At 63.7% G+C, this 16,728-nt stretch carries 19 protein-coding genes; 7 read left to right on the top strand and 12 right to left on the bottom strand.

The genetic code is table 11. From position 1 onward, the window contains the following. Positions 1 to 169: 169 nt before the first annotated feature. From NLM31_RS21420 to NLM31_RS21385, 8 genes are all read right to left on the bottom strand, one after another. Entirely contained in the window at positions 170 to 580 is a 411-nt protein-coding gene (locus NLM31_RS21420) for an iron-sulfur cluster assembly accessory protein (RefSeq protein WP_254131231.1), read from the bottom strand. Between the two features lie 49 nt (positions 581 to 629). Then, positions 630 to 1,001 (bottom strand): SUF system Fe-S cluster assembly protein, encoded by a 372-nt coding sequence (locus tag NLM31_RS21415; protein ID WP_148748806.1) that lies wholly within the window; start codon positions 999 to 1,001, stop codon positions 630 to 632. Next, on the bottom strand, positions 998 to 2,245 hold the full coding sequence (locus NLM31_RS21410) for a cysteine desulfurase (RefSeq protein ID WP_254193549.1): 1,248 nt from the start codon (positions 2,243 to 2,245) through the stop codon (positions 998 to 1,000). Before NLM31_RS21410 ends, NLM31_RS21415 begins: the two co-directional genes overlap by 4 nt. After that, a complete protein-coding gene (gene sufD / locus NLM31_RS21405; RefSeq protein WP_254131229.1) occupies positions 2,242 to 3,546 on the bottom strand; it encodes a Fe-S cluster assembly protein SufD in 1,305 nt (434 codons plus the stop codon). The genes NLM31_RS21410 and sufD overlap by 4 nt, the downstream gene beginning before the upstream one ends. An 11-nt stretch (positions 3,547 to 3,557) precedes the next feature. Next, positions 3,558 to 4,310, bottom strand: coding sequence for a Fe-S cluster assembly ATPase SufC (sufC, locus tag NLM31_RS21400; protein ID WP_254131228.1), 753 nt, complete (start codon positions 4,308 to 4,310; stop codon positions 3,558 to 3,560). A gap of 62 nt (positions 4,311 to 4,372) precedes the next feature. Next, positions 4,373 to 5,869 (bottom strand): Fe-S cluster assembly protein SufB, encoded by a 1,497-nt coding sequence (gene sufB, locus NLM31_RS21395; RefSeq protein WP_254131227.1) that lies wholly within the window; start codon positions 5,867 to 5,869, stop codon positions 4,373 to 4,375. 113 nt (positions 5,870 to 5,982) lie between these two features. Further along, the gene (locus tag NLM31_RS21390) at positions 5,983 to 7,122 is read right to left on the bottom strand and encodes a cysteine desulfurase family protein (protein WP_254131226.1); all 1,140 of its coding nucleotides are present in this window, start codon (positions 7,120 to 7,122) and stop codon (positions 5,983 to 5,985) included. 51 nt (positions 7,123 to 7,173) lie between these two features. Then, complete coding sequence (locus NLM31_RS21385) at positions 7,174 to 8,382, bottom strand: acyltransferase family protein (protein WP_254131225.1); 1,209 nt, start codon at positions 8,380 to 8,382, stop codon at positions 7,174 to 7,176. A gap of 44 nt (positions 8,383 to 8,426) precedes the next feature. Here NLM31_RS21385 and NLM31_RS21380 point away from each other — a divergent pair, with 44 nt between their 5' ends. Next, positions 8,427 to 8,813, top strand: a complete 387-nt coding sequence (locus tag NLM31_RS21380) for a hypothetical protein (protein ID WP_254193548.1) — start codon at positions 8,427 to 8,429, stop codon at positions 8,811 to 8,813. A 22-nt stretch (positions 8,814 to 8,835) separates the two neighbouring features. Here the strand turns inward: NLM31_RS21380 and NLM31_RS21375 are convergent, their stop codons facing one another. Further along, the gene (locus NLM31_RS21375; RefSeq protein ID WP_254192028.1) at positions 8,836 to 9,120 is read right to left on the bottom strand and encodes a hypothetical protein; all 285 of its coding nucleotides are present in this window, start codon (positions 9,118 to 9,120) and stop codon (positions 8,836 to 8,838) included. Between the two features lie 115 nt (positions 9,121 to 9,235). Here NLM31_RS21375 and NLM31_RS21370 point away from each other — a divergent pair, with 115 nt between their 5' ends. The 5 genes from NLM31_RS21370 (at position 9,236) to NLM31_RS21350 (ending at position 13,060) form a co-directional block, all read left to right on the top strand. Continuing rightward, on the top strand, positions 9,236 to 10,615 hold the full coding sequence (locus NLM31_RS21370) for a transposase (protein WP_254192027.1): 1,380 nt from the start codon (positions 9,236 to 9,238) through the stop codon (positions 10,613 to 10,615). Between the two features lie 47 nt (positions 10,616 to 10,662). Then, positions 10,663 to 11,208: a LytTR family DNA-binding domain-containing protein gene (locus tag NLM31_RS21365; protein ID WP_309143698.1), complete on the top strand. Its 546-nt coding sequence runs from the start codon at positions 10,663 to 10,665 to the stop codon at positions 11,206 to 11,208. Positions 11,209 to 11,562: 354 nt separating this feature from the next. Beyond that, the gene (locus NLM31_RS21360; protein WP_014495555.1) at positions 11,563 to 12,210 is read left to right on the top strand and encodes an alpha/beta hydrolase; all 648 of its coding nucleotides are present in this window, start codon (positions 11,563 to 11,565) and stop codon (positions 12,208 to 12,210) included. Positions 12,211 to 12,217: 7 nt separating this feature from the next. Next, positions 12,218 to 12,730, top strand: coding sequence for a DUF1697 domain-containing protein (locus NLM31_RS21355; RefSeq protein WP_254131223.1), 513 nt, complete (start codon positions 12,218 to 12,220; stop codon positions 12,728 to 12,730). A gap of 39 nt (positions 12,731 to 12,769) precedes the next feature. Continuing rightward, positions 12,770 to 13,060, top strand: a complete 291-nt coding sequence (locus NLM31_RS21350; protein ID WP_254193547.1) for a DUF1330 domain-containing protein — start codon at positions 12,770 to 12,772, stop codon at positions 13,058 to 13,060. Positions 13,061 to 13,075: 15 nt separating this feature from the next. Here the strand turns inward: NLM31_RS21350 and NLM31_RS21345 are convergent, their stop codons facing one another. From NLM31_RS21345 to NLM31_RS21335, 3 genes are all read right to left on the bottom strand, one after another. Further along, the gene (locus NLM31_RS21345) at positions 13,076 to 13,399 is read right to left on the bottom strand and encodes a multidrug efflux SMR transporter (protein WP_254131221.1); all 324 of its coding nucleotides are present in this window, start codon (positions 13,397 to 13,399) and stop codon (positions 13,076 to 13,078) included. A gap of 10 nt (positions 13,400 to 13,409) precedes the next feature. Next, on the bottom strand, positions 13,410 to 14,087 hold the full coding sequence (locus tag NLM31_RS21340) for a glutathione S-transferase family protein (RefSeq protein WP_254131220.1): 678 nt from the start codon (positions 14,085 to 14,087) through the stop codon (positions 13,410 to 13,412). 109 nt (positions 14,088 to 14,196) lie between these two features. Then, entirely contained in the window at positions 14,197 to 15,300 is a 1,104-nt protein-coding gene (locus NLM31_RS21335) for an anhydro-N-acetylmuramic acid kinase (RefSeq protein ID WP_254131219.1), read from the bottom strand. A gap of 167 nt (positions 15,301 to 15,467) precedes the next feature. On the opposite strand from NLM31_RS21335, the gene tyrS reads away from it, so the two are divergent. Beyond that, complete coding sequence (tyrS, locus tag NLM31_RS21330; protein ID WP_254193546.1) at positions 15,468 to 16,721, top strand: tyrosine--tRNA ligase; 1,254 nt, start codon at positions 15,468 to 15,470, stop codon at positions 16,719 to 16,721. Positions 16,722 to 16,728: the final 7 nt, after the last annotated feature.

Here is a 16,728-nt window from a genome sequence, read left to right as displayed (position 1 = left end):
ACCCCAGCGCGAGCGCTTTGCGCTCGTCGCCATAGCCACAGGGAGGAGTTTAGCGAAGACTCGTCGTGGTGCCAGCTCCGGTACGGATATCTCGCCCTAGAGAGAGATCGCGCGGTATGGGTCCCTGCGTTCGCAGGGACGACGGCGGAGTTATTGGCGCGAGCCGGGTTTACCCGTCGATCTTGGCCGGACGCAGCTCGACCGATTCGCCGCAGCCGCAGGCAGAGATCTGGTTGGGGTTGTTGAAGACGAACTGGGCCTGCATCTTGTCGGCCTTGTAGTCCATCTCGGTGCCGAGCAGGAACAGCACGGCCTTGGGGTCGACCAGGATCTTGACGCCCTTGTCCTCGACGACCTCATCGGTCGCGCGGATCTCGTGGGCGTATTCGACCGTGTAGGACTGGCCGGCGCAGCCGCCGTTCTTGACGCCGACCCGCAGGCCGACGATCTCGGAATCGGCGCGCTGGGTGAGTTCGGAGATGCGCTGGGCAGCGGCATCCGTCAACCGCATCACCTGCGGGCGGGGCCGCCGCGGCTTCGGAGTGGATGCTGGTGTCGAGCCGGACGAAATCTGTGTCATGTCAGTGATGTGGTCCGTTGCTGAACGAATTCAATGCCAGAGTTACGCGTCACCACATGTTGAGGACGAGGCGGGCCTCGTCGCTCATGCGTTCCGGCGACCAGGCCGGCTCCCAGACCACCTTGACGTCGACCACGCCGACGCCGGGAACGCTGGCGACCGCGTTCTCGACCATGGTCGGCAGCTCGCCGGCGGCCGGGCAGTTCGGCGTCGTCAGCGTCATCTGGACGTCGACGGAACGATCGTCCTTGATCTCGACCTTGTAGATCAGGCCAAGCTCGTAGATGTCGGCCGGGATTTCCGGATCGAACACGGTCTTGAGGCCCGCGATGATCTCGGTGGTCAGGCGTTCGGTCTCCTCCGGCGGCAGCGCCGAATGAGTTTCCATCGGATTGGCTTTGATTTCGGCCGTGTCACTCATGCGAACAAATCCCGCGCCTTCAACAGCGCCTGTGCCAGATGATCGACTTCTTCCCGCGTATTATACATGCCGAACGAGGCGCGGCAGGTGGCGGTCACGTTGAACCGCTCTAAAAGCGGCATCACGCAATGGGTGCCGGCGCGGACCGCGATGCCCTGACGGTCGATCACGGTGGCGACGTCGTGGGCGTGCGCACCCTTCAGCTCGAAGGAGATCACAGGGCCCTTGCCGCGTGCCGTACCGATCAGCCGAAGCGAGTTGATCTCGCGCAGCTTCTCCTGGGCGTAGGCGGTGAGATCGGCCTCGTGTGCGGCGATGCGCTCCTTGCCGATCGAATTAACGTAATCGATGGCCGCGCCAAGGCCGACGGCCTCGACGATCGCCGGCGTGCCCGCCTCGAACTTGTGCGGGGGATCGCCATAGGTGACGATCTCGCGCGAGACCTCGCGGATCATCTCGCCGCCGCCATTGAAGGGGCGCATCGCGACGAGGTGGTCGTACTTGGCCCAGAGCACGCCGATGCCGGTCGGCCCGTACACCTTGTGGCCGGTGAAGACGTAGAAGTCGCAGCCGATGTCCTGAACGTCGACCGGCAAATGCACAGCGCCCTGGCTGCCGTCGACCAGCACGGGAATGCCGCGGGCATGCGCAATCTTCACGACGTCCTTGACCGGCACGATGGTGCCGAGCGCATTCGACATCTGCGTGATCGCGACCAGCTTGGTCTTCGACGTCAGCAGCTTCTCGAACTCGTCGATCAGGAAGTTGCCCTCATCGTCGACCGGCGCCCACTTGATTACCGCGCCCTGACGTTCCCTGAGGAAATGCCAAGGCACGATGTTGGAGTGGTGCTCCATGATCGAGATGACGATCTCGTCGCCTTCCCCGATGTTCGGCCCGCCCCAGGACGAAGCGACCAGATTGATCGCCTCAGTCGCATTGCGGGTGAAGATCACTTCCTCGGTGCGGGCAGCGTTGATGAACTGCGCGGCCTTGGTGCGACCGCCCTCATAGGCTTCGGTCGCGGCGTTGGCGAGGTAGTGCAGGCCGCGATGCACGTTGGCGTATTCGCTCGTGTAGGCCTGCGTCATCCGGTCGAGCACGGCGCTCGGCTTCTGCGCGGAGGCCGCGTTGTCGAGATAGACCAGCGGCTTGCCGTAGACCTGCATGGCGAGCGCAGGAAAGTCCTGGCGCACCCGCGCGACGTCGTAGGCACCGTTCTTGACCGCGGGATGCGTGCTCATTGGCGGCGCTCCAGCCAGCGCTCGGCAATGCCGATCACATGCTCGCGCAAATCATCGTCTGCGATCTGCTCGACGGCTTCGCCGACAAAGGCCTGGATCAGCAGCGCCTGGGCCTGCTTCTCGGGCAGGCCGCGCGCCTTCAGATAGAACAGCAGGCTGTCGTCCAGCGCGCCGGCAGTGGCGCCGTGGCCGCAGGAGACGTCGTCGGCAAAGATTTCCAGCTCCGGCTTGTTGTCGGCCTCGGCTTCGTCCGAGAGCAGCAGCGCGCGGGTCATCATCTTGCCGTCGGTCTTCTGCGCATCGGGACGAACGATGATGCGGCCCTGGAACACCGAATGGGCGCGATCGTCGATCACGGCGCGGAAGACTTCGCGGCTGACACAGTTCGGCACGGCGTGGTCGACGACCAGCGTGGTGTCGCCATGCTCAGTCTTCTGCAACAAGTTCACGCCGTTGGCGGAGAGCTCACTGCCCTCGCCTGCCAGCGTGATGAATCCCTGCAGGCGGCTGACCGCCGCGCCGGTCGTCATGTTGAAGAAGTTGAACTTCACATTGGCGCCGACGGTGACGAAATGCGACGAGACGTTCAGCGCGTCGGGCGCATCGTCCATCAGGCGAATGTGTGCGACATCCGCATCGTCGCCGACCGTGACGAGCACGGCGTCATTGATCTGGTAGGCGTTGGCGCCAGCGGCAACGAAGGTCTCGACGATGGTGGCGCGGGCGCCCTTCCCGATCGCGACCTGCGAACGGGTGAAGCTGGATGCGGAAGCGGCCGTCGCGATGTGGATGATCTGGATCGGTGCGGACAGCTGCGCGCCGTCGGCAATCGACAGCACCACGCCATCGGTCGCCATCGCCGCGTTCAGCGCGATCACGGCGTCGGTGGACGCGGTCTTCAGCAGGCCGGCATCCTTCTCCAGCATCTCCCGCGACGTCTTGAAGCCCGCTTCACCGGCGAGCGCCTTGACGTCGGACAGATCGCCCGCGAACACGCCGTCGACCAGCACCAGCTTGCGGGCGCCGGCGATCGCATGCGCCTTCACGGCGTCCGCAGCACGCTTCAGAGCGGCCGCATCCGGCGCGGCTGCGAGCGGCAGCACCTCGCCGACCAGCGCGCGCAGGTCGGTGTATTTCCATTCCTCGATCCGGCGGTGCGGCAGGCCGAGACGCTCATAGGTCTCGAACGCCTCGCGGCGCGCTGCGATCACGGTCGGCGCACCCGGCAAACGGCCTTCGGCGCTGGTGAAGAGATCGCTCACCGCGCGGCCCTTTCCGGTCTTTGCCACAGCAACGTTCATTGCAACATTCCTTACGCGGCATCCTCGAATTGGGTGTAGCCGGACGCTTCCAGCTCGAGCGCCAATTCCTTGCCGCCGCTCTTCACGACGCGGCCCTTCGACATCACGTGCACGATGTCGGGCACGATGTAGTTGAGGAGGCGCTGATAGTGGGTGATGACGACCATCGCGCGCTTGGGCGAATGCAGCGCGTTGACGCCATCGGCCGCGATGCGCAGCGCGTCGATGTCGAGGCCGGAATCCATCTCGTCGAGGATGCAGAGGCTCGGCTCGAACAGCGCCATCTGCAGCACCTCGTTGCGTTTCTTCTCGCCGCCGGAGAAGCCGACATTGACGCCGCGCTTGAGCATGTCCTGCGGGATGTTCAGCGACTTCGAGACCTCGCGGACCTTCTTCAGGAAGTCAGGCGTCGAATATTCGCTCTCGCCGCGCGCCTTGCGCTGCGCGTTCAGCGCAGTGCGCAGGAAGGTCATGGTGGCGACGCCGGGGATCTCGACCGGATACTGGAACGCCAAGAACACGCCCTTGGCGGCGCGCTCGTCCGGCGACATCTCCAGCAGGTCCTCGCCCTTGAACAGGATCTGGCCATCGGTGACCTCATAGCCGGGCTTGCCGGCGATGACATGCGAGAGCGTCGACTTGCCGGAGCCGTTCGGCCCCATGATCGCGTGAATCTCGCCCTCGTTCACGGTCAGCGTCAGCCCGTGGAGGATCTCACGCTCCTCGACACGAACCTTCAGGTCTTTCACTTCAAGCAAAGCCATCTTGGTATCCAGTTTATTCAATTGATGTTGGAGCGCGAGATGCGCACCGCGAGGGTCGGTAATTAGCCAACCGACCCTTCAAGCGAGATCGAGATCAGCTTCTGCGCTTCCACCGCGAACTCCATCGGCAGTTGCTGCAGCACGTCCTTGACGAAGCCGTTGACGACGAGGCCGACGGCTTCTTCCTGGCTGAGGCCACGCTGGACGCAGTAGAACAACACGTCCTCGGAGATCTTCGACGTCGTCGCCTCGTGCTCGAACGTCGCCGAGGAGTTCTTGGCTTCGATGTACGGCACGGTGTGCGCGCCGCATTTGTCGCCGATCAGCAGGGAATCGCAGGCGGTGAAGTTGCGCGCGCCGGTCGCTTTCCGATGCGCCGTAACGAGACCGCGATAAGTGTTCTGCGACTTGCCGGCGGCGATGCCCTTCGAGATGATGCGGCTCGACGTGTTCTTGCCGAGGTGGATCATCTTGGTGCCCGAATCGACCTGCTGGAAGCCGTTCGAGATCGCGATCGAGTAGAACTCGCCGCGGGAATTGTCGCCGCGGAGAATGCAGCTCGGATACTTCCAGGTGATCGCCGAACCGGTCTCGACCTGAGTCCAGGAGATCTTGGAGTTGTTGCCGCGGCAGTCACCACGCTTGGTGACGAAATTGTAGATGCCGCCCTTGCCTTCCGAATTGCCCGGGTACCAGTTCTGCACCGTCGAGTATTTGATCTCGGCGTCGTCATGCGCGACGAGCTCGACCACGGCGGCATGCAGCTGGTTCTCGTCGCGCTGCGGCGCGGTGCAGCCTTCGAGATAGCTGACGTAGGCGCCCTTGTCGGCGATGATCAGCGTGCGCTCGAACTGACCGGTGTTGCGCTCGTTGATGCGGAAATAGGTCGACAGCTCCATCGGGCAGCGCACGCCCGGCGGCACGTAGACGAACGAGCCGTCGGAGAACACCGCCGAGTTCAGCGTCGCATAGAAATTGTCGGACGTCGGAACCACCGAGCCCAGATACTTCTGCACCAGCTCGGGATGTTCGCGGATGGCCTCCGAGATCGGCATGAAGATCACGCCGGCCTTCTTCAGCTCTGCCTTGAAGGTGGTCGCGACCGAAACCGAATCGAAGACCGCATCGACCGCTATCTTGCGGCGCGCCGGATCTTCCTCGCCGGGCTTGGGCTCGACGCCTTCGAGCATGGCGACTTCCCGCAGGGGAATGCCGAGCTTCTCGTAGGTCTTGAGAATCTCCGGATCGATCTCGTCGAGCGAGGTGACCGTCTTCTTCGGCTTCGGCGCCGCGTAGTAATAGAGATCCTGGAAGTCGATCTTGGGATAGTCGACACGTGCCCAGGTCGGCTCGGTCATGGTCAGCCAGCGCCGATAGGCTTCGAGCCGCCACTGGAGCATCCAGGCGGGCTCGTTCTTCTTCTCGGAGATGAACCTGATGGTGTCTTCGGACAGCCCCTTGGGGGCCTTGTCGGACTCGATCTGGGTCTCAAACCCATAACGATACTGGTCGACGTCGATGCGCTTGACGCGCTCGACCGTCTCTTGGACGGCTGGCATTCTATCCTCCGCTCGCGGTTTCAAGGACCGCGGTGGATCAAACTCGGACGAGTATTACGATGTTTCTGTGCGGAAAGCACGGGCTTAGAACCGTTCAAGCCGTGTTTCATCGCTTAGCCTCTAAGTAGGGTATTACCGAGCTTTCGCCAAGCCTCTAACGCCCTATTGATGTCATCAGGTTGCGTGGACCAGCCCAGACTGAGGCGCACCGCTCCCTGGGCGACGGTGGCATCATACCCCATCGCCGAGAGCACGTGGGACGGCTGGACCTTGCCCGAGGAACACGCCGAACCGGAGGATACGGCGATGCCTTCGAGGTCGAAGCCGATCACGGCCGTCTCGGCCTTGAGCCCCGGCGCCGTGAACAAGACGGTATTCGGCAACCTCTTGCCATCTTCCGCGAAGATGGTCGCCCCGGCAATAGCCCGAAGGCCATTTCCCAAGCGATCTCTTAGGCTTGTCATCCGCTCCGCATCTTCCGGCAGAGCCTGAAGGGCGGCCTTCACCGCAGCCCCGAAACCGGAGATCCCGGCGACATTCTCGGTTCCCGCCCGCCGGCCGAGCTCCTGTCCGCCGCCCCGCAGCACCGGTTCCAACCCGGCCAGTCCCTCGGCCACGACCAGCGCGCCGACGCCCTTGGGACCGCCGATCTTGTGGCCAGAAAAGGTCGCAAGGTCCGCGCCTAGCGCGTTAATATTGAAAGCAATTTTGCCAAGGGCCTGGATCGCATCGACATGCAGGAGGCCGCCGGCCTCATGGACAATCGGCGCCGCCTCGGCGACAGGCTGGAGCGCCCCCGTCTCGTTGTTGGCCGCCATGATCGAGACCAGTGCGGGCGGACCATCAGCGAGCAGAGCCCGGAGATGGTCGAGGTCGACGACGCCTGAGCGCGTGACCCGGATCTGGCCAATGTCGTCGGCCGGAAACCGGCCGCCCGCCAGCACCGAGGCATGCTCGACCGCGGAAACCAGAAGTCGCCGCACCGGTTCGCCCGATCGGCTGCGCAAGCCGGGCGACAGCGCCAGCGCGTTAGCCTCGGTTCCGGCGGAGGTGAAAACCACGTTTCGCGGCAGCGCGCCGACGGCCGCCGCTAGCGTACCACGGGCGTCCTCGATCAGCCGCCGCGCCTCGCGTCCCTCGGCATGGACCGAGGACGGATTGCCGATCAGCTCGTAAGCGGCCAGCATCGCTGCGCGCGCCTCGGCGCGCAGCGGTGTGGTCGCATTCCAGTCGAGATAGACGCGGCTCGGCATGGCGCCCTCTTAGCACCTTTTGCCCCGGCGCCAATCGGCAGCCATCGCGCATCAGGCCGGCTGTTGCTGCGCAATTCGACCAACGGAACGGGGCTCCATCCGCAGTCCGAACAGCGGCCGCAGCCAGGCGATCCGGCGCGCGACCTCGTAGGTGACGAGACAGGCGAGCGCGGTGCCGACAATCACGATCGCAGCCTCACTTCCCGCAGACAGCCCGCTGCCTCGTAGCGCATGTGCGATCATGATGATCGCAGTCTGATGCACGATGTAATAGGGAAAGATCGCATCGGTGAGATAGCGCCGCGCAGGGCCATCAGCCTTCAGATGTCGCCGCGCAAAGCCGAGCACCGCCGCCATCGCCAGCCATTGGTAGCAGCCATAGACGGAGCTCGCGAACCATTTCGGCACCGACGAAGGCGCCAACAAGCCGGCATAGACAACGACGAAGATGGTGAAGCAGCCAGCCGCCACGGTGAGCGCTAGCCATCGTTGCCGCTCGATGTCGCGCCAGATGCCATCCTGGCGGGCGAGCAGGAAGCCGATAAGGAACGCACTCGCGTAGTCCGCGTGATTGTACCAGTCACCGAACAGCGCATGAGTCGACGGGAAGATCGGCGAGAGAAACAGCCGCCAGGCTGCAAACAGCAGGCAGGGCAGCACCAGCAGCCATGGTCCGGCGAGGACGGCCGCCATCCTCTCACCCATCCAGTCGGCAGCCTTCGGCCACACCCACAACACGCCAGCCAGCGCCATGGTGTAGACCCAGAGATAGATCACGAACCAGAGATGGTTCCAGGTCGGCTGCGCGATGCAGGGGTTCGGACAGAACTGCGCCCCGAACGCCAGATAATGGTGGACGTAATAATCAGCGAAACCTTGGAGATAAGAGGCTTGGGGATAGCCGAGGCTCTCGACGATCTGGAGATAGGATTGCGGCGGCACGATCACGAGCATGCCGAAGATCAGCGGGATCAGAAGCCGCGCCGATCGAGCACGGGCGAAGGCAGCCAAGCGAACTTTCCCCAGCATGACGCGGCTGGCGACCCCGGAAACCAGGAACAGCAGCGACAGCCGCCAGGGATTGAGCACCAGCATCGCTGGCTCCAGCCAGGTCAGCCGGTGCTCGCTCTTGATGTGAAATCCCCAGGACACGTAGAGCATGCCGACGTGGTAGAAGATCAGCGACCCAAAGGCTAAAATCCGCACCCAATCCAGATCGATGCGTCGTTCCGAGTTTGCTGATTGCTGCGGTGTTGACATGGTGTTCTGCTCCTTGACGGAAAGACAAACGCGGTTTTCGGGCCATGGCTGACGGCCAAAATGCCCCCGAAACGGAGCGCGTCGAGACGGTTTGGGATCAGAACCGGGCGCGAGGGGACGAATCGTCCCCGGCCGGGACGAGCGGTTGGCGCGGTGGGATCGGCGGCGGCGAGTGGACGACGTTCGCGACCATCGCAGCCGTCGCGCTTGCCATCGGTATCGTCAATGCACTGTCAGGCGCACAGGACGCCGCCTGGCGTGGCGACAGCTCCAATGTCGGCCAGCGGTTGTTTTGGGAGCTGTCGAGCATCAGCGTCATCCTGCTGCTGGTGCCGATCCTGGCGCTGGCCGTTCGGCGCATGCGCGAGACGAAGGTCTTGGTGGCGCGGATCGGAATCGCTGCGGCCGCCCTGCTCGGCTTCTCAGCTTGACTTTGGCCAATTTTGAACTCGTTCATGGGATACGCGGACCCCTGAACATGGGATCGTTCTCGACGATTTCATGAGCGCTCGTGAGCATGAGTTTCATGCGCCCCATATTGCCAAAGGTTGTCCAGCGCCCCTTCACGTTCGACCAGTAGAAGAGCTCGAAGCGATCGGTATCTGGAATGGGGCGCAGCCGTGCGACCGGATTTGAAGTCCGACGGTTGATAACTAAATAACCGCTACGGCTCTTTTCTATGTCGTGATGCGTGAACTGAGCAGCAATCTGGGCAAGCGTTGGGTCGGATTTTGCCATAGCGCTCAATGTGCTCGATCGGTGCCGCGCGGGCCAGAGTGGATCGGTTTGCCGATTCAATTTGTCGCAGCTGGACGAGGTTGCCGCGATTCAACATGCCGATTCTACCGATGGGATGCAACACGCCCGTCTTCTTCCCCGCTCTTGCGATCCGCTGCCGCCGCGTTTTGCAGCCCGGCTTGCAGTCTTCACCGATCTGTTCACGCGTCCTACCTGGCCGAATGTTCTGATGCTGCTCGCCGGCGTTATCCTGGCGCCCGGCCGGCGCACTGTCACGGCGGCGCTGCGCATCCTCGGGCGAGAGCGCGATCCCGATTTCTGTACTTTCCATCGCGTCCTCAACCGGGCGGCGTGGTCGTCGCGGGCCGCGGCAGGCCGCCTGCTGCTCCTGCTGATCAAGGTCTTCGTGGCGGCCGGCGAGCCAGTGGTGATCGGGCTCGATGACACCATCGAGCGGCGCTGGGGACCCAAGATCAGCGCCCGCGGCATCTATCGCGACCCGGTGCGCTCCTCCAAGGGGCACTTCGTCAAAGCCAGCGGTCTGCGCTGGCTTTCCGCCATGTTGCTGGTGCGCGTGCCGTGGGCCGATCGCATCATGGCGCTGCCCTTCCTCACACTGCTCGCCCCCTCCAAACGCTTCTATGACGGCAAGTCGCGCTCGCCCAAGACGCTGCTCGATTGGGCCCGCCAGGCTGCTTGGCAAATCCATCGTTGGCTGCCCGATCGATATATCGTACTGGTCGCCGACAGCGCCTTTGCCGCCATCGAGTTCCTTGCCGCTGTCCGCAAGCATGTCTGCATTGTCACCCGCCTGCGCCTCGATGCCAACCTGTTCGAATTTCCCCGACCAAAGCGCAAAGGTCGTGGCCGCCCTCCAATCCGAGGTAAGCCCCACAAAAAACTCTCTGCCATCCTCAAGGATCGCAACGTGTCCTGGACGCGCTACCGGGTCAGTCTCTGGTACGGCCGAACCAATCGCATTGTCGAGATCGCAACCGGCACCGCTCTGTGGTATCGCGGCGGCGTTCCGCCGGTACCGATCCGCTGGCTTCTCGTCCGCGACCCAACCGGCGAGTTCGACCCGCAGGCCTTCCTGGCGACCGATCTCAACGCTCTTCCCCGCGACATCCTCGCCTGGTTCGTCACTCGCTGGCAGGTCGAAGTCACCTTCGAGGAAGTTCGCGCTCACCTCGGTGTCGAGACCCAGCGCCAATGGTCGGACAAAGCCATTCTGCGCACTACCCCGATCTTGCTCGGCCTCTACTCCATCGTCACGCTATGGACCCACGACCTCGCCAAGGCACAAAAGCTCAAGCCCAGAACCGCGGCTTGGTATCCAAAAGCCGCGCTGACCTTTAGCGATGCGATCGCATCCGTCCGACGCCAAATATGGGCTCATCAGATTTCTTTCATGTCCCGGCCGCGCCGGAACAGTATAGAAATTCCGCGCCATATCTGGCGCCGGATGGAGAACGCGCTCGCCTACGCCGCATAAATCGGCCAAAGTCGAGCTCAGCCCTCCACATTACCGGCATGGTGGGCTTGCGGAAACTCCTGCTTTGGCTCGCTGGAGGCACCTACGACTTCCACTTCTCGCTGGCGACGGTCCTGTACGAGTTCCGCAAGGATGCCGTGACCGCGTTGCTGCTTGGGGCAACGCTCTGGCTGATCGAAAGCCGGCGTGAGCTGAGGAAGGCCGCGCGCGCCCCTGCGTCCATGCCGGCCGCTCCGCAGGAGCAACCCTCATCCGATCTGATCTGGCTCCGGGACGGCACCAGCCGCATCCGCGTCGCGCCGCGTGACATCCTCTGGGTCGCCTCCGCCGGCAATTACATCGAATACATCCTCGCCAACGGCACCCAGCACCTGATCCGCGGCACGCTGGCTGCGACCGAAAGCGAGCTCGCCCGCTTCGCCATCGTGCGCGTGCACCGGACCCGGCTCGCCAATCTCGACCGCGTGAGCGGCGTGGAGTTCAAGCCGTCAGGAGATTTCGAGCTCACATTCGACAACGGGCAAACGCTTGGGGGCAGCCGCCGCTACCGGCCCGCGGTCGCCGCGCTCGGAGGGCGCACGGCGCCCGTGTGAATCGCTCGCCAAATCGCCCGAGCGATCGATAAACGATCGTGATTCCAATCAGTTGCCGCCACGGATGCGAGGCGGGCCATTGCCCCGATTCATCCCGGCCGCCTTGGGCATGACACCGCGATGACCGGCTAAGTTCTTGAGCAAATTGGCAGATGTCGAAGATGCTTGCTTTTAGCCCCGCCGCCTATGTTAGAACGCGCACCGTCAAGTCAACGCGCGCCATTTGCGCATCACCGCGAGGCGCACGCCTTCTCGTCCTTCCATTCGCGCTCTCGCCGGCGTCGCTGCCGATGAGGCCACAATCGGTTGATTGCGGAGAACCGTCTCTCCAGGACATCAATCAAGAGATCATCCATGCCTGAAGTCATTTTCACTGGCCCCGCCGGCCGTCTCGAAGGCCGCTATCACCCGGCCAAGCAGAAGAACGCGCCGATCGCGATGATCCTGCATCCGCATCCGCAGTTTCACGGCACGATGAACCATCAGATCGTGTACCAGTGCTACTACGCCTTCGCGCATCGCGGCTTCTCGGTGCTGCGCTTCAACTTCCGCGGCGTCGGCCGCAGCCAGGGCTCGTTCGATCACGGCACCGGCGAATTGTCGGATGCGGCGGCGGCTCTCGACTGGGCGCAGACCATCAATCCCGAGGCGCGCGCCTGCTGGGTCGCCGGCTTCTCCTTCGGCGCGTGGATCGGCATGCAGCTTCTGATGCGCCGCCCCGAGGTCGAAGGCTTCATCTCGATCGCGCCGCCCGCGAACCTCTACGACTTCTCGTTCCTTGCGCCCTGCCCGTCGTCGGGCCTGATCGTGCATGGCGAGAAGGACGCGGTGGTGCCGCCGAAGGATGTCAACACGCTGGTCGAGAAGCTGAAGACACAGAAGGGCATCGTGATCGACCAGCAGGTCATCCCCGGCGCCAACCACTTCTTCGACGCCAAGCTCGAGCCGCTGATGGAAACCATCACAGCCTATCTCGACATGCGCCTCGCCAACGTGCGGTAAGCATGACATGGCCGCGTTTGTAGCCCTGCTGCGCGCGGTCAATGTCGGAGGCACCGGCAAGCTGCCGATGACCGAGCTCAAGGCGATGTGCGAAGAGCTCGGTTTGGGTGCCGTGCGCACCTACATCGCCAGCGGCAATGTGGTCTTCACGAGCCGCAAATCTGAAACCGCGATCAAGGCTGCGTTGGAAAAGCGCCTGCACACCTATGCGGGCGCGCCGGTCGGCGTGCTCGTGCGCAGCGCGGCCGAGATGGCGCAAGTCGCGGCCGACAATCCATTCCCAAAGATGGCACCGAACCGCACGGTTGCGATTTTCCTCGACAAGCCACCGCCGGCAGACGCGCTTGCTGGCATTCGCGGTCAAAAGGACGAAGAGATCAAGCTCGGCCGCCGCGAGATCTACGTGCACTATGGCGACGGTATGGGAACGTCAAAGCTCGCGATCCCCGCCGCCAAGACCGGTACCGCACGCAACATGAATACCATCGCGACGCTAGCGAAGATGGCTGCTGAGCTCTAGCTGATCGAAGACGACATTGCTCGCTTCGGGGGACAAGGATTGAAGGCGTATCTGGTGCTCGACCTGTCGGTGAATGACCCTGCCGGCTTCAAGAGATACATCGCTGAAATCCCGGCCTTCATCGCCAGGCATTCGGGGCGATACATCGTCCGCGGCATCGAGCCGACCGCAATCGAAGGCGACTGGACGCCCGAGCGTCTCGTCATCATCGAATTTCCGGAACGCGCGGACGCGCAGGCCTTCCTGGATGATCCCGACGCTCAGGCCCTGTTCAAGCTGCGCCATGCCACGACGACGAGCAGACTGTTGCTCGCCGACGGCTGCACCTGAGCGCGGCAGCGCGGCTCAAGCCAGCTTGAGCGCGGCGATCCCCATCAAGACGAGCGCGATGCCCGCAAGCTTCATCGCGCTCAGTGCTTCCCCGAACAGCACGACGCCCATCATGAAGGTGCCCGCGGCGCCTATGCCGGTCCACACCGAATAGGCGACGCCGACCTCGAGCACCTTCAAGGCACGCCCGAGCAGGAACACGAAGGCGGCGAGCAGCACCAGCGACACGATGCTCCAACCGACGCGCGTGTAGCCTTCGGCATATTTCATCGAGATCGCCCAGCCGACATCGAGCGCGCCGGCGATCACCAGCATCAACCAGGCCAGAGATTGCGACATCGGCGTGTGCTCAGGCCGCGAGCTTGAGCAGATGCGCGTCGTGGCGCACGAGGAAGGCGCGCAGCAATTGCGGATAGTCTGCTCCGACCGCAGTGCGCACGCTCGGACGTTTCGCGAGCTCGCTCCGCCACGCGCGCACTTTCGGCACATCACGGAAGATACCGTGCTCGGTCAGCTCATCAAACAGGTCGAAATAACGGAACACCGGCGCGAACACTGCATCGACCAGACTGAATGCCTCGCCGGCGAAATAAGGTCCCGCGCCCAGTGCGGCTTCGACACGCGCGAATTTCGTCGCCAGCGCCTGGCGCTTGCTTTCGAACGTTGCCGGATCCGCCGTTGTCTCCAGCCCCCAGAGATCACCGAGGATCGCCGAGCCGAACTCCATCCAGGCCCGGTGCTCGGCCCGCTTCAGCGCATCGATCGGATGCAGCTTCGCGCCGGCTTGCGTCTCCTCGATGTACTCGCAGATCACGTTGCTCTCGAACAGCGCGACCTCGCCCTTGTCCGTCGTAACCACCAGCACCGGCACCTTGCCGAGCGGCGACAGTTTCAGGAACCAGTCGGGCTTGTTGGCGAGGTCGATGTCGACCCGCTCGAACGGCACGCCCTTCTCCTTGAGCGCGATCACCGCGCGCTGCACGTACGGACAAAGCTTGTGGCTGATCAGTTTGAGCGAAGCGGTCATGGCTAATCCCGGCGGTTGGATTCAACTGCACCCAAGATAGATGCACTTGCATGCAACCGTCAAGATCAATGCAACTGCATCAACCTACTGTGACCGCCGGCAGTCGCCTTTAGGGCCGCACGATCACCCCGCCCGTCATCGGCATCGGCACGCCTGTCGTGGCCGGGTAGGACAGCGGCAGGCCCTTGAGGCCACGCGCGGCAAGGAAACCAAAGGCCTGCGCCTCGATCGCGTCGGAGGCCCAGCCCAGCGTCTCGGCGGCTTCGACGGTTGCCGCGCCGACCCGCTCCCGCAGCATCCGCAGCATGGTGAGGTTGCGGGCGCCGCCGCCGCAAATGATCCAGCTCCGCGGCCGCCGCGGCAGCAGCGGGATGATCCGGGCGATCGCGGCCGCGGTGAAGGCGGTGAGCGTCGCAGCCCCATCGGCCGGCTGGACATCGCCGAGCTTGACCGCGGCGAAGTCGTTGCGGTCGAGCGATTTCGGCGGCGGGACTGCGAAGAACGGCAGCTCCAGCGCCCGCGCGATCCAGGCCTCGTCGGCCTTGCCCAGGGCTGCGAACTTGCCCTCGGCATCGAAGGCCTGGTTCATGGTGCGGTACATGAAATCGTCGAGCAGCGCGTTGCCGGGGCCGGTGTCGCAAGCAATCAGCGTGTCGTTGCCGTCGATATAGGTGATGTTGGAGACACCGCCGATATTGACCACGACGATCGGCCCTTCGCGCGCCAGCGAATTGGCCAGCGCCCGGTGGTAGACCGGCACGAGCGGCGCGCCCTGCCCGCCGGCCTCGACGTCGGCAGCGCGGAAGTCGTACATCACGGGAATATGGATGACCTTCGCCAGCGCCGGCGCATCGCCGATCTGCACCGTCAGGCGCCGCTCGGGACGGTGCAGCACGGTCTGGCCGTGGAAGCCGACGATGTCGATATCCTCCGGCTTCATCCGGTTCTGGGCCACGAACGCGGCAACCGCCTCGGCATGCGCCAACGTCACGGCGCGCTCGGCCTCGGCCAGGATTCCCGGCCGGGCATCGCGTTGCGGCAAGTGTACCGCCTCGGACAGCGCCTGGCGCAGCAGATTGCGCTCGGCCGGGCTATAGGGCCGGTAGCCGGACGGTCCGAACGCTTTCACCTGCTTTCCGTCGGTTTCGATCAGCGCGACGTCCACCCCGTCCAGCGAGGTGCCGCTCATCAAACCGAGTGCCGTCAACATCATGGGATCAGCGTCCTCAAAACACCCCCTCCGGCATGCCGATCTTGTGCCAGAGGGACACATCTTATAATGCCACAGCGCCAAGTGGCGGGCGGCAATCGAGTTCCCATAGAAGGACGCTTAAATTGCGCCCGAAACAGTAAACCAAGAATTGTCAGGCACGCCGACAGATGACTGCATTTAAATCGGATTTCCTCAATACCCTGCAGGAACGTGGTTTTATCCACCAGTGCTCCGATTTCGAGGGGCTGGACGCGCTCGCCGCCAAGGGCGAGGCGATCGCCTATGTCGGCTACGATTGCACCGCTCCTTCGCTGCACATCGGCAACTACCTGACCATGATGCTGCTGCACTGGTTTCAGCAGTCCGGCAACAAGCCGATCACGCTGATGGGTGGCGGCACCACCATGGTGGGCGATCCCTCCGGCAAGGACGAGACGCGCGCGATCCGCACCGTCGCCGAGATCGAGGCCAACAAGGCCTCGATCCGCGGCGTGTTCGCAAAGGTGCTGCGCTACGGCGACGGCAAGAGCGACGCCGTCATGCTCGACAATGCGGAGTGGCTGACCAAGCTCAACTGGATCGAGATGCTGCGCGACGTCGGCCGGCATTTCTCGGTCAACCGCATGCTGTCGATGGACTCCGTGCGCCTGCGCCTCGAGCGCGAGCAGGAGATGAGCTTCATCGAGTTCAACTACATGATCTGCCAGGCCTACGACTTCGTCGAATTGGCCAAGCGGACCGGCTGCCATTTGCAGATGGGCGGCTCGGACCAATGGGGCAACATCATCATGGGCGTCGATCTCGGCCGCCGCATGGGCACGCATCAACTGTTCGCGCTGACCACGCCGCTGCTGACGACGGCATCGGGCGCCAAGATGGGCAAGACCGCGCAAGGCGCGGTGTGGCTCAACGCCGACCAGTTCTCGCCGTATGACTTCTGGCAGTACTGGCGCAACACCGAGGACGCCGACGTCGGCAAATTCCTGAAACTGTTCACGACGCTGCCGATGAGCGAGATCAAGAAGCTCGAGGCGCTCGGCGGCTCGGAGATCAACGAGGCCAAGAAGGTGCTCGCGACGGAAGCGACTGCGCTGCTGCATGGTCGCGACGCAGCAAACGAAGCGGCCGAAACCGCACGCCGCACTTTTGAGGAAGGCGCACTCGCCGAGAGCCTGCCGACCGTTGAAATTCCGCGCGGCGAGCTGGAGGCCGGCCTCGGCGTGCTCAACGCCTTCGTCAAGGCGGGCCTCGTCGCCTCCAATGGCGAGGCACGCCGTCAGATCAAGGGTGGCGGCCTCCGCGTCAACGACGAATCCGTCACCGACGAGAAGATGGCGCTGTCAGCGGCCAGTCTGACGCCGGAAGGCGTGATCAAGCTGTCCTTCGGCAAGAAGAAGCACGTCCTGCTCAAGCCTGCATAGGCGTATG

Origin of the sequence: Bradyrhizobium sp. CCGUVB4N (assembly GCF_024199945.1) — a bacterium.
Classification (GTDB): domain Bacteria; phylum Pseudomonadota; class Alphaproteobacteria; order Rhizobiales; family Xanthobacteraceae; genus Bradyrhizobium.
Note: the sequence above shows the minus strand (reverse complement) of the source record. Positions and strands in the feature narration are given on the sequence as shown.